We start from the raw sequence: 12,350 nt of genomic DNA, 5'->3' as shown, positions 1-12,350 counted from the left end.
TTCAAGCTTGTTCACCACTTTCAATTATTGCACTCCTTTTTTTCGGACGAGAATAAAAATGATAGAAGACAAATGGAATTGCTAAGGTCACAATAAATCCTGCCAATAAACTGATTAAGTAAAGGTGACTTTCGCTACTTGGAACAGTAGAAGGTACAATAAAGGCTGTACAGACTGCTGCAATAGAAATCAATAATCCGATTCCCGCTACAATCCCTTTGACCAAATTTCCACCAGGAATTTGAAACTCCCGTGCTAATGTTTGATGTTTACGTAAGATCACAAAGTATGAAACAAAGAATAAAATATATGCACTTAAGTAAATCAATACTGTTAATGAAATTGCTGTTTGAAAACCAACATTCCCACCTGAACCGCTAGAACCAAAGGTTAATAATGCGGCCCAAACAGTGACGATGACCCCTTGGATCATTAAAATTCTTACTGGAACATCGTTCGCATTTTTTTCAGCTAATTTTTTGGGTAATAAATTTTTAGTAGCTGCAAATTGCAAGCCTTCAGTTGGACTGACGATCCATGAACTAACTTGAGCTAAAATACCAAAAGATGTTAAAAAACCAATCATTTTGACAAAGAAACTGACATGTCCTGGAGAGATCAATTTTGTTGCGGTATCCATCACACCTTCGTTTGAAGAAATATTACCGGTTAAGACCATTGAAACAACACTCCCGCCGATTGTACTCATCACGATGCCGACAATTACTAAAAGCATCAATAATTTGGGATAGTTTTTCTTGCCATCTTCTAAATCAGAAAAATGAGTCGCCGAGGCTTCAACCCCCATGTAGGCCAAAACAAAAGAAGTTAATGAACCAATCGTTGCTTTTGTTGGCCAAAACGATGAATGTGTGAAATGTGGTGAGATGGAATGTCCGCTCATAAAGTACTTGATTGAACAACCAAACAATACTAAGACTGGAAGAATGATCCCAATGCTGAAACCATATTTAGCTAACTTAGCAGTTGTTTCTGTTCCTCTCAATTGTAAAAAGGTCAGGATCCAAAATATTCCCACAACAGATAAAAATTTAAATACAGGATCATTATTCATTGCCGGTATCTCTAATGCGTAAGAAAGCGTTCCAACAATGAAATAAATCATCGTGACAAAACCGACTGTGACTTGGAACCATTGGAAGAACAATGCAGCAAAGCCATATTTCTCACCTAACGGTTTGCCTACCCAACTATAGATTCCTCCTTCTTGATATCCTTCGATGGTCGCTAGTTCTGCTGAACAAAGAGAGACCGGAAGGAACCACCCCAACCCACATAGCAACAGATAAAATATCAAAGACTTTCCGACAACTGCAAATGTAGGATATTCATATACAGTAATAAATAGCGACGCTGTCATTGCAAAAAAAGCAAACTTAGACATAGTATGTTGTTTTTTCATTTTTTATTTTCCTTTCGTTTCTTAAGTTAAACCTAGTTTACCTTCGATTAGACCACTAAAAATTCCAATTGTTGGCGGAAAAAAGGACAAAACTATCCGCTGATTTCGTTATTAGAATTTATTTAGCTTACTGTTTAATAAAAAAGACAAAAAAAAAGACCCGATCATTTATCGAGTCTTTTGAAAATATTATTTACTATTCTGTTGTTTTAGCCATTCACTAGATAGCGTCATTGCTCCACGAGTAGCGTTTGTTTGATCTAAAGCATTGACCATCACAAAATCATGGATTATCCCTTGAAAACGAGCTTGCGTAACTTCCACTCCTGCTGCTCTTAGTTTCCGAGCATATGCTTCGCCTTCATCTCTTAAAACATCTGATTCCGCATTAATAATCAAGGCAGATGGCAACTCTTTTAATTGATCCAAGGATGCTCGTAAAGGGGAGGCCGTAATCTCTGCTCGTTGCTCTTCGCTTGTGGTATATTGATTCCAAAACCATTCCATGCCTTCTTTAGTAAGATAGTAATCTTCTTCAAACTGTCGGTAAGACTCTGTATCAAAATTAGCATCTGTTACCGGATAATATAAGAGCTGTTGTTTAATCGGCAATCCCCCACGTTGTTTCGTTAAAATTGTCATGATGGTCGCCATATTGCCCCCAACGGAATCACCCGCTACTGTTAAACGGTTCAAATCAAATGATTGCGCTTCTGACAATTCTGGTAACTGCTGTAAAATCGCGTAGTTTTGCTCGACTGCGGTCGGGTATTTTGCCTCTGGCGATAAACTGTATTCAGGAAAAATAATGATTGAATTTGTTCTAACTGCTAATTCTCGAATCAATTTATCATGTGTTTTTGCACTCCCAAACACCCAACCAGCACCATGGATATAAAAAATAACTGGTAATTTGCCTGTACTATTTTTAGGGCGCATCACGCGTATATTGACCTCACCCCAAGAACCAGTATTCAATAATTGATCTGCAAATTCGACCTCAGCTTTTTCTACATCAGATGATTGGACTTTTTCCAGCAAAGCTCGACCTTTTTCAGGTGGTAATTCATAAATTCGTGGATGTTCCGCATTGTCGTCACTAAAATCAATCGCTGCTTTCTCTAATGAAATACGTTCAGACATTCTTATCTCCTCCAAATCAAAATTATAAATATATTTTTTCAATCTATTAATTTTACTTAGGCACAGATTTTAATCGTTTGTTGTAGTCTACGTTGAGAACGTTTTCGTGTCAAAAAGTTTGTTTTAAACTCCCTTACGATTTAATTTTTAACTGTGGAATCATATGTACTAGTTAAGATAACGGTGTTCTTATCGGTTTCTTCAATCATTTTAGTATAATGTGGGACATTTGTGATTTCTTTGACCGTATAATTCACTTCACTGCCTTTTTGGTTTAAGGCCAGATTTTCCCATGTATACTGCCATTGATTGGCATCATCTAAGACAATCGGGGAACCAACTTTTTCATCATTAGCATATAATTGGATCTGTACGTTTACAGGACGAACATTTGCCCGATTTTCTCCATCCTCCCATTTTTTTTCCAAAATAAAAGTAGTTGTTTTAGGAGTATATGTACTGATCAGCATATTCGCTTCATTTGTAGTAGTGTAATCTGGTAAATCCTCTTCCGATAAGCTATAAATGATTTCAGAACCAGCTGCATCCAATTTGGGCAGATCCGTAAAAGAGTAATGCCAACCTTCTTGTTCGCCAGTTCTTTCAGAAGCAATTTCTGTTCCATTTGCTAATAAACTAATTTTCATACTCTGCGGACGCAAGGCATCTTGGTTCTCACCGTCTTGCCAAATTTGACGTCCTTCAAGTTTTAACGTATTGGGATCAGCGCCCGTATAATTAAGTGTTAACACTAAAACTGTCTGTTGTTCTTCTTGGATCACCTCATAATTTAATTGATAACCCGCAGGAGTATAGGCTTTTACATCAGTAAATGTCCATTCATCACTGCTATCGCCTTGTTTTATCCAATTCTCTTCATTTTTCAAAACGATGGGTGTGATCGTTGTGTTCGATTCTCCAATCAATTCGATCATTAGATTATTAGGGCGTGTGCCACTTTCATTTTCATTGTCTTTCCATTCGCTTTGGATTACATTACAAGCTTGATTATCTGCTGGCGAAAAATTTATCTCTTTATTTGACACCGCGTGAGGAAGTTCTGCATTCTTTTTTTTGCTATTTAAAAAATAGGTTGCTTTAGTCCCTGAATTCGTGTTTCCCAAAACATTATTTTCAGGTGAATCAGTTCGAAAAATTTGAAGAATAAATAAAATTGCGACCAAGAATGTTAGTAGTCCCCCAACGACTAAATTCATTTTTTTCATCATGCACCTTCTTATGTATTAAAGTTATTTAAGTAAAAAGCGCAGAAATTACTTTATTTCTGCGCCTTCATTTTTTCGCATTGCTTTTCTATGTTTACGTCAAAAACGCGATTATTTTTCTAGATGTTTTTGAGCAGTTGATACGTCTTCCTTTACATCAGTGTAATCAAAGCGTTCAATTGAACCATCAAATTTTTCAACGATCATCGTATCTAGCAATGCTGGATCTGTTTCATCAATATAAAGTAACAAACCTAATTGTTCTTCCTTCAATTCGCCAGCAATTTTATCGAACACTGTGACAGTTTTCTTATTTTTTAGATAATTCGTACTCAAGCCTGCGATGTCTCCGATGATCCAGCCACACAAGATACCTAGTGGACCGGCTAAAATACCGACTAACATTCCGATTAAGCTGGTTTTGACTACACGATCGCCACTTTCATAATCTACGCTGTCTTGCATCGTAAAATTGGTTCCTTTAGCATTCTTTTCAATTACGGCTGCTTGTCTAATTTCTAGTGTGTTGCTCTTTGCTATCTTTTTAACTTGTGAGAAAGCTTCGTAAGTTGCTGCTGAATCTTTAAATGTGACTAATGCTACTTTTTTCATATTGAATTCCTCTTTCTATTTATGATTATTTTTCTGTTTCTTACTACTCTTTTATTATAGAAGCGATCCGTTCTGTTTTAAGTCGGCTTTTGTCTGACTATGCGTCATGTTTTCTCATCACTTAAGGACACGCTACAAAATAAATGATTCTCATCACTCTTCTTTATTTTTGATAATCAACCATGATTTGTTGTTGTTTCTTTTGTTCTTTGTATTGCTGTTGTTCCTGTTTGATATAATCCTCAGGGATCGTTGTTAGTTTGCTCTGAAGTTGTTGAACGGGTAAAAAGAAGGCAAAAGCGATAAAAAGAATCGCAGCAGATGCCATCAAACTTTTTCTGATTTTATCGTTGGGCTGCTTCACGGAGTAGAACCAGATACCTGCAATACTTAGTAAAAATAAAATCAGACTAACTAAACATATTCGCATTTTCATGCTCCTCTCTGTTGTGACAGTCACGGTATTTTTGATCAGCTGTTCATTTCCATTTGTTCCAATTCAGCAATGGCTTGTTCGATTGTTGCGCCTTGAGCAAAAAATTCTGCATTAGCTGAATCATAGACAACAAATTGATTATTTTCTGTATCTAAGGTCACGCGATATTGAATACTGTTTTTTTCAAATTTCATTGGATTCACACCTTTCATAAAATAGTTGCTTTCATTGGTGAAGTACTACTATGTATGTTTTTAATTAATAGAACAAAGTGGGATGACCGGAAAGTATCATCCCGCTTCATTTCAATACTGTATTAATCAAACATTTTCTTCCCTGCTTTTAGTAACGTCTTGATATCTTTATCGTATCTTGGTGTTTTGACCAGCTTAGACATTGGTACACCCGCAAAGTGGAACGCAGCAATTTCTCCAGAGCGAACAGCACTTTGTTCGGTAAAGATCATTTGATAAGGTTGCTCAACAAATTCTCCAGTAAAGGCTAGATTCGTTGAATGTTCCGGAATTACTTTTGGACGATCCGTTTTTGCTCGATTATTAAACAATGCAGAGGCATAAGGCATATACACTGGAATATTGTTTACGATCCCATCCAAAATAACTTCTTCTTTTTCACGAATATTCACAGGACCTGGATCGACTTTTGCTAATTGACCGATCAATTCTTGAGCCATTTCTTTACCAGTCATTTCAATATACGGTTTAGTAATGAACTCCCCTTCACGACGTGGGTATAAGAAGTAACCCCAAATGACCGTTTCGTTTGGTTTTTGTGATGTGAAGTGCGGTTGGTGATGTACAACGATCGACATATTGACATCTTTTTGGCCCAACGGCGTGATTGGTGTTGTTGAGATAAATGAATTCAAGGCATTTCCTGGTTGTTGTGTCGTAATACGAATGATTTCATTAAGCAGGACGTGGTCTTTGCTTGTCAGTGTAAAACTGACCCATTCACTTGAATCACGATCAGCAAAAAATTTATCTGGATTTCCGACGTTATAAAATTTATTCGCAATATTTTTCCATAAACTTGAAGCCGCACCATAATCCATATTTTCTGCTGCTGGTGTATCGTAATCACCTAAAGTAGCCGAATCAGTGATCGAACCATTAGTGAATAGAACCGCTGTATCTTCATCAACGGTGATATATTCTGCAGTGTCATCTACCGTATTGGTCATTTTGATTCCTGTAACAGTGATTTCATCTTGCATCTCCGTTTGTTTGAAATCAAAATCCGTCACTAAACGGTCCAAGACAATTTTACAGCCTTGTTCTTTCAAATAATTGATCAATGGCAACATGATACTTTCAAATTGATTGTATCGTGTACGGTTAACACCGACTAAGTGTTCGATTTGAGTAAACTCATAAATCATTTGATGCATATAGCGACGGAACTCTTGCGCTGAGCTATTGATTCTAAAAGCAAAAGTTGTTTCCCACATATACCAGAAATTTGTTTCAAAGAAATGAGTATCATCTTTAAAATATTCTGCGATCGTTACGTTATCCAATTTTTCTTCTTCTGAATCAGGCATTGCAATCAAAGCCGTTAATAGTTGACGATCCAGATTGTTAAATCCTAATTTACCGCCATCAATAATTCCTTTTCCGCCTTCTAACAGACGTGCTTTGTCAAATGTACGGTGTTTCGAATCAAAATCACGCGTATCTTGTTCTGCTGTCATATTCGGTTCAGTAGCAGATGGGATTCGGCTCAACAAATCCATTAAATCGACATACGTTCGGTAATTCAACATCCGACCACCGCGAGCGATATAGCCCTTTGTATTTTCCATGGGATGATTTTTATTCCAGTATTCATCGGTGACTGTATCTGTAGGTGCACCATCATTTGATCCGTGCGCATCAAGTGAATAAAATGTGATATCTCCACCGTTCCATTTGCCTTCTTGGATTAAATAAACAGCTGCGGCCATATTTGCGATCCCCGCGCCGATCATAATTGCTTTTTTCTTTTGCATCGTTTCATTCTCCTCTACATGTACAATTAACTATTTTGTTGAATCATATTCGTCGTATAAGTGAGCGTCATTTTCAAGTAATCCTGTTTTTTTACCTAAAATAACGATTCCTAAAGTCATAATTCCTAAACCAAAACCGGTTTTCATCAATTTTTTCTTCATTGTGTCATCTACTTCCTTTTTTTAAATATTTAATGAATCAATGTATGACTCAAACTTAACCATTTCTTTTTCATCATATTTTTCATAACGGTTTGCTTCATGCAAGATATGTTTGATTTCATGAAGTGCTTTCTTTTCAGCAAACCATTTTTTGATGGGATGTTTTTTTGATCCTTCTTCTAATGAGTCTAGTTTTGATAATTCTGTATCTAATTTTTCTAATGTTTTTCCGATGTTTTCTACTACTTTGATTTCTTTTTCTTCATAATTGGTCATGATATGACCCTCCTTTTTTATGTTTAACGTGTTGATTGATTTAAGTATGTTGAAAATGTCCGATTCTGATAGTTTTTTGTTGGTTGGCATAGTATACAGATTAATCCAATCCAACCGATAATTGGGATCAATCCCAGTAAGATCCAAGCGGCAGAACGATTTGTATCATGCAACCGCCTAGCTGTTAATGTGAATTGTGCAATGAATAGGACGACTCCTAAAGCTGCTACGAACGAATTAGTATTTGAAAAATCGATATACGAAAATCCTGTAACAGCGATCCCAGTGCTATAAAATAAAATGTTGTATAAGATGCTGTAGACGAGGGTTGGAATCCAGTATTGTTTTCTCGTTGCTGTATAATTCCATTTGAACATATCGCCCCAGTACTCTAGCAATGCTTGCATCATGTTTCACTTCTTTCAATTTTTCAATATTTTAATTGTCGAGCAACCTCACTGTCTTTAAAAGCAGATAAGATGCCCCCGTTCATTATCTGTTTGATCATATTGATCATTTCCCTCATTGTCTTTTCCCCCTTATTTCTCTCATTCCCTTGTTGCTTTCACTCCAGCAGTTGCTTTTCTATCGACCCCCGTTTACTTTGTTATTTCCTTGTTGAATATAGAATAAGGCATTTGGTACCGACTAAAATAACAAGTATTGTCTGATAATCCGACGATTTTTTTTAATTGCTAAAAAGAGTATGCTAGAATAGCAATCGAGTCGGCCTTTTTCTGATCATTCAAATCTTTCTTCTATTTAAATAGTAATTTTTCAATACAAAAAAACACATCCTATAGAAAGGATGTGTTTTTAGTTCGTTTATTTTTGTAGATACAATTGTTCAAGTTTTTCAGCTAATTTTTTTTCGATCAATTGAAAATCGCCATGCCGCAATGGAGACTCAACAACACAAACATTTTTTGCTTCTTCATTTAAAGAAGGCATATTGGTGATGACAAGATAATTGTCCTGATTCTCTGGGACAGTCTCAGTCATTTTCAAATTGAAACGTTCTTCGAATTGACCCAGTAAACGTTTTTTCACGCCCGCTCGGACTAAAAATGGTAAATCAGAGTCAATTACCAATTCGATTTGTGGTTCATAGATCGTTGAGCTTTCATAGTAAGAAAATAGCGGCAAGTATTTTTTGATCAAAAACTCTTCTTGCTCCAGCATTACTCGATTGGAATCATCTTTCATTTCACCAATGAATTGATGCAATTTTTCGATCAAATGACGAGAAGTATCCGAATGACCAAAAATATCATACCCTTCTAAGTCAAAATTGATACCTGGGAAAATTCGACATTGTAAATGACTACAGAAACAATAAGTAAAGAAGATATCGATACTGTCCTCTGGAATCGGGAAAAAGTCTTTTTGAAATTTTTCTACCATTAAAGTAGTCAGCTGATAAACATCTGAGTTACGTTTTTTATGATATTTCAACACACGTTCTTTGATATCATTTGACTTGTACATCCGATGTTTTGTTTCCATCACAACTAAAATGAAAATAATCTCGCTGCTTGAGAAGATTTGATAATTGTTCATACCTTTGATAATGATCTCTTCGTTATGACGCAACGACTCAACATTAACGTATTCTTCCCATTCTTTAAAATCTTCAATATACATTTTCTTTCTATTACGAATCAAACAAATCGCCATAAAATAGGTCATTTGTTTTTTATGGATGTCAGTAAAAGTAAGCTCCAGACTCTTTTCGATACTATCGATAGATGTGTACAATCGCTGTTCATCAATATATTGGAATGGCCAACTGTCATTTTTATATAGCGACCATAAAATACTATAAATAAAAATTCGAATATATTTTTCTTCGCCCACAAATGTTAATTTTCCTGGATCAACTGCGATCTTAAAGGAGTTCAATAAAGGTGCGATTTTTTTCAAAGAATTTTTGATCGAATAGACACTGATAAAATTCTTTTCAGAATATTTCTTTATGACCTCGGTTCGCAATAAACATAGATCAATCAATAATTTCAAGCTTTCATCATTGCTGATAATATAAAGTTTTAATTGTTCGATCGAAGAGTCTTCAAACTCAAACTTGATCCCTTTGAATTTTTCGTAATGCATTTGGATATGCTTTTCTTCACTCTCGTTATATTCATCGATCACTTCTTCTAAGTAATGAATATATCGCTGGGTACTGCGATCACTGATATCTAAATTTAGACTGATATCTTTTACCTCTAACCAATCATCTTCTAGTTGAAAAAGTTCGATCAGCGAACAGCTCACCCGATTTCTTTTTTCCAACAAATCAAATAGCTCACTTCTCATCCACTACACCCCATTCAAATTAACTGCCTACTTATCCTATTATGCTAACAGTTTTTCCGAATAATTTGAAGTATTATCATTTGCTCAAAAAAGATGGATTTTTTTATAATTTATAAAAAAACTCGTCCGATTTTTTGAAATCGAACGAGCCTGAGCTCATCTTAAAAATCACTCCACTTATCTTCTTCTGAATCCATTGATTTTTTACTAGACGATTTTGATTGATGGAACGAATCTCGATCGAAGTCTTTTCCCTTAGCTTTATTTTTGGGCATCAGAATCGCAAATAGAATGTAGAGTAAAATCGGACTGCCTTCAAAAATAAAGATGGCAATAACAAACACAACACGTATGATCGTTGGATCGATTCCAAAATATTCTGCTAGACCAGCTAATGTTCCTGTTAAAATTTTATTGGTTGATGATTTAGTCAATTTTTTATGCATTATCTGCTACCTTCCTTCATAATCTTTTAAATAAATACTACCTGTTTTGGATGAAACATCGATGATAGCTGTTTTCCCCATTCTTCTGCGAAAATGAAAAATCTTTTGCGTGCGTTCATTACGTTCAAAAACTGTTTCACAATCATTAAAACGTTCGTTGATCGTTCCAGTGCTAGTTTTGGCTGTTCCTTCAATACCAATCATTTCTGGTAAAGCAACTTTGACGTCTCCTTTGATCGTATGAGCAGTGAGGGTCTTTAATGAATCATTGCCTATCGTCAATTTGATATCCCCATTGATTAATGATGCCGCTAAATGATTCACATCCGATTTTGAAATAATCGTCCCATCAACTGTTTCGATTTCTGCATCAGATATTTGATCTGCTAAGAGTTCAATTTTATTGGTAGTTCCTTTAATATTTAGTCTTGATACGGTTGATTCTTTAATCTTGACAGCTCCTAAGGTTGATTTGATCGATAATTGCTCACTGGTTAAATTTTCGATCGATAAATCACCTGAGAGTACGCGAATCGTTGTTTCATCATAGTGACATTGTGGTAGATAAAAAATCAATTGAGCCTCTACACGCTTGTTAGGAATATGAAATAAAATTTGCTGATCCTCGATGTCGATTTGACTTCGCTCTAGGAAGGCATCCAATGGATCTGCTTGATCCATCTCACCCAATAATTTGATTTTTGCTTCCACCTCAACATCCTCTTTGGCCCATGTTTTGAGCTGAATATTTCCTTTGGCAACTTTGATATCGATGTGTGTCGCCTGAACGTCATCAAATGAAAAACGCCGGCTAAATTGAATAGCTCGCTCATTCTTTGAACCAAATTTTTGATTGCTATTCTTCCAAATTGACTCTCCGTTTAATTTATCAGCCATCTTTTCGACTTTCTCTGACGCTTTAGTTACAAAACGTTCTAGTCGATTCGTATAAGGATGAGATGTTTCTTCAAAAAGATCACTAGGACGATACGTTTGTTCATCAAAGTCATCTGGTATTCCAAAAAAGTTAGGTTGTTCCGACGTTTTAGCAGTTGAAGTAAAAAAATCTTCCTCCGACGTTGCATAACTATTTTTGATTTCCTGGATTTCAGTTTCCAAGTCTTTGATTTGTTGTTGAATTTGTTGATAACGACGTTCATTTTCTTTAGTAATGATCCCTAACTCCGCTTCTAAATTCAATTCATGATATTCTTCTTGCAACGTAGTTAGTTCACTCTTTTTTTGCTCTAATGTTTGATCAAATTCTTCCATCGTACTCGTTACTGAATCGGACGTATCAGATTTCAGTGGATCTTTTTCCCAAGCATCGATCAAATCCGTTACGCTATCGGATTGTTGAAAAATCTTTTCTTTGGGGGTTGTTTTGTCAACTTGTATTTCTTCCATGCTTGGCTCTTCATTAAAAACCGCTTCGATACTTTTTTCTACTGTATCGTCACCTTGCTCCATTTTGATCATCGTCTCAGGAACAGATGTTGCAGATGCTTTTGTCTCAAGATGCTCTAATAAGTCTAAGCCTTCTTCCGGCGTTAAAATTCCTTTTTTTATGGAGGCTAAAATTTGTTCCCGTTGATTCATAATGACCTCTCCTCAATCACTCTATTTTATATTTCTATTATGCTTAATTTTTAGCCTTTCGTCATGGGTCGAAAGAAGTATTTTTTTTAAGAATCTTAAAAAACGGCCGCATAAGGTGTTTTATCATAATTTGAAGCCCTCTTTCATTTATTAAATTTATTTGTTATTCTAATGCTAAGAACAGGAGGCTACTATGTTAGGAATTGGAATTTTTTTGTAGGAATAACCTTAATCATCAATGGATGGGGAAGTTTATTAAAGATTGATCATCGCTCACTAGCTCTGATCAATTTATTTACTGGCTCGTTATCTTTTATTATCAATGTTTTATATACGATCCAAGGAAGCTATTATGAAGCCGGGACGGGATTTTTATTTGCGTTTACTTATCTGCTCGTAGGAATTTTGTATTTATTCGATTTAGACATGCGAATCTATGGTATTTACGCACTATTTGTTGCGATCAATACGATTCCCTTTGCATGGATATCTTGGCAAATAGAAGGTGATCCAATATTTGCGGTCATTTGGTTGACTTGGGGCGTTTTATGGTTATGCGGATTCTTAGATGCTGTCATCAAAGTAAACTTCGGCAAATCGATCCATTACTTTGCCATCGCTTGCGGAATCTTCACCACTTGGATTCCAGGGATTATGATGTTGACGGGAATTTATTAAGCTACATTCTAATAAAAAG

At 35.7% G+C, this 12,350-nt stretch carries 13 protein-coding genes and 1 pseudogene; 1 reads left to right on the top strand and 13 read right to left on the bottom strand.

Features of this window, described 5'->3' with window-relative positions; translation table 11 throughout:
- Position 1 precedes the first annotated feature (1 nt).
- The 13 genes from ACQKTA_RS11645 to liaX all read right to left on the bottom strand — a co-directional run bounded on the left by ACQKTA_RS11645 (position 2) and on the right by liaX (position 11,653).
- Entirely contained in the window at positions 2–1,423 is a 1,422-nt protein-coding gene (locus ACQKTA_RS11645; RefSeq protein WP_427814843.1) for an amino acid permease, read from the bottom strand.
- Between the two features lie 189 nt (positions 1,424–1,612).
- Complete coding sequence (locus tag ACQKTA_RS11640; protein WP_427814842.1) at positions 1,613–2,566, bottom strand: alpha/beta hydrolase; 954 nt, start codon at positions 2,564–2,566, stop codon at positions 1,613–1,615.
- A gap of 140 nt (positions 2,567–2,706) precedes the next feature.
- Positions 2,707–3,792 carry a Cna B-type domain-containing protein gene (locus ACQKTA_RS11635; RefSeq protein ID WP_427814841.1) on the bottom strand — a complete coding sequence of 362 codons (1,086 nt, stop codon included), beginning with the start codon at positions 3,790–3,792 and terminating at the stop codon, positions 2,707–2,709.
- A gap of 111 nt (positions 3,793–3,903) precedes the next feature.
- Entirely contained in the window at positions 3,904–4,404 is a 501-nt protein-coding gene (locus tag ACQKTA_RS11630) for a hypothetical protein (RefSeq protein WP_427814840.1), read from the bottom strand.
- 163 nt (positions 4,405–4,567) lie between these two features.
- The gene (locus ACQKTA_RS11625) at positions 4,568–4,834 is read right to left on the bottom strand and encodes a hypothetical protein (RefSeq protein WP_427814839.1); all 267 of its coding nucleotides are present in this window, start codon (positions 4,832–4,834) and stop codon (positions 4,568–4,570) included.
- A gap of 41 nt (positions 4,835–4,875) precedes the next feature.
- The gene (locus tag ACQKTA_RS11620) at positions 4,876–5,034 is read right to left on the bottom strand and encodes a hypothetical protein (protein WP_427814838.1); all 159 of its coding nucleotides are present in this window, start codon (positions 5,032–5,034) and stop codon (positions 4,876–4,878) included.
- A gap of 122 nt (positions 5,035–5,156) precedes the next feature.
- Positions 5,157–6,878 (bottom strand): oleate hydratase, encoded by a 1,722-nt coding sequence (locus ACQKTA_RS11615; RefSeq protein ID WP_427814922.1) that lies wholly within the window; start codon positions 6,876–6,878, stop codon positions 5,157–5,159.
- 3 nt (positions 6,879–6,881) lie between these two features.
- Positions 6,882–7,013 (bottom strand): methanol dehydrogenase, encoded by a 132-nt coding sequence (locus ACQKTA_RS11610; RefSeq protein ID WP_427814837.1) that lies wholly within the window; start codon positions 7,011–7,013, stop codon positions 6,882–6,884.
- Positions 7,014–7,034: 21 nt separating this feature from the next.
- Positions 7,035–7,289, bottom strand: coding sequence for a hypothetical protein (locus ACQKTA_RS11605; protein WP_427814836.1), 255 nt, complete (start codon positions 7,287–7,289; stop codon positions 7,035–7,037).
- 23 nt (positions 7,290–7,312) lie between these two features.
- Positions 7,313–7,699: a DUF805 domain-containing protein gene (locus ACQKTA_RS11600; protein ID WP_427814835.1), complete on the bottom strand. Its 387-nt coding sequence runs from the start codon at positions 7,697–7,699 to the stop codon at positions 7,313–7,315.
- Positions 7,700–8,114: 415 nt separating this feature from the next.
- Complete coding sequence (locus ACQKTA_RS11595) at positions 8,115–9,608, bottom strand: helix-turn-helix domain-containing protein (RefSeq protein ID WP_427814833.1); 1,494 nt, start codon at positions 9,606–9,608, stop codon at positions 8,115–8,117.
- A 161-nt stretch (positions 9,609–9,769) separates the two neighbouring features.
- The gene (locus tag ACQKTA_RS11590) at positions 9,770–10,054 is read right to left on the bottom strand and encodes a PspC domain-containing protein (protein ID WP_332579796.1); all 285 of its coding nucleotides are present in this window, start codon (positions 10,052–10,054) and stop codon (positions 9,770–9,772) included.
- Positions 10,055–10,060: 6 nt separating this feature from the next.
- Positions 10,061–11,653: a daptomycin-sensing surface protein LiaX gene (gene liaX, locus ACQKTA_RS11585; RefSeq protein ID WP_427814832.1), complete on the bottom strand. Its 1,593-nt coding sequence runs from the start codon at positions 11,651–11,653 to the stop codon at positions 10,061–10,063.
- A gap of 193 nt (positions 11,654–11,846) precedes the next feature.
- Between liaX and ACQKTA_RS11580 the strand changes: the two are divergent.
- Positions 11,847–12,331: pseudogene (locus tag ACQKTA_RS11580) on the top strand (AmiS/UreI family transporter).
- Positions 12,332–12,350: the final 19 nt, after the last annotated feature.

Origin of the sequence: Enterococcus sp. 22-H-5-01 (genome assembly GCF_050310005.1) — a bacterium.
In the GTDB taxonomy this organism is placed as follows: domain Bacteria; phylum Bacillota; class Bacilli; order Lactobacillales; family Enterococcaceae; genus Enterococcus_A; species Enterococcus_A hailinensis.
Note: the sequence above shows the minus strand (reverse complement) of the source record. Positions and strands in the feature narration are given on the sequence as shown.

Coding starts and splice junctions, on each gene's coding strand:
- ACQKTA_RS11645 (WP_427814843.1), bottom strand. CDS start 1,423: ATGAAAAAACAACATACTATGTCTAAGTTTGCTTTTTTTGCAATGACA.
- ACQKTA_RS11640 (WP_427814842.1), bottom strand. CDS start 2,566: ATGTCTGAACGTATTTCATTAGAGAAAGCAGCGATTGATTTTAGTGAC.
- ACQKTA_RS11635 (WP_427814841.1), bottom strand. CDS start 3,792: ATGAAAAAAATGAATTTAGTCGTTGGGGGACTACTAACATTCTTGGTC.
- ACQKTA_RS11630 (WP_427814840.1), bottom strand. CDS start 4,404: ATGAAAAAAGTAGCATTAGTCACATTTAAAGATTCAGCAGCAACTTAC.
- ACQKTA_RS11625 (WP_427814839.1), bottom strand. CDS start 4,834: ATGCGAATATGTTTAGTTAGTCTGATTTTATTTTTACTAAGTATTGCA.
- ACQKTA_RS11620 (WP_427814838.1), bottom strand. CDS start 5,034: ATGAAATTTGAAAAAAACAGTATTCAATATCGCGTGACCTTAGATACA.
- ACQKTA_RS11610 (WP_427814837.1), bottom strand. CDS start 7,013: ATGAAGAAAAAATTGATGAAAACCGGTTTTGGTTTAGGAATTATGACT.
- ACQKTA_RS11605 (WP_427814836.1), bottom strand. CDS start 7,289: ATGACCAATTATGAAGAAAAAGAAATCAAAGTAGTAGAAAACATCGGA.
- ACQKTA_RS11600 (WP_427814835.1), bottom strand. CDS start 7,699: ATGATGCAAGCATTGCTAGAGTACTGGGGCGATATGTTCAAATGGAAT.
- ACQKTA_RS11595 (WP_427814833.1), bottom strand. CDS start 9,608: ATGAGAAGTGAGCTATTTGATTTGTTGGAAAAAAGAAATCGGGTGAGC.
- ACQKTA_RS11590 (WP_332579796.1), bottom strand. CDS start 10,054: ATGCATAAAAAATTGACTAAATCATCAACCAATAAAATTTTAACAGGA.
- liaX (WP_427814832.1), bottom strand. CDS start 11,653: ATGAATCAACGGGAACAAATTTTAGCCTCCATAAAAAAAGGAATTTTA.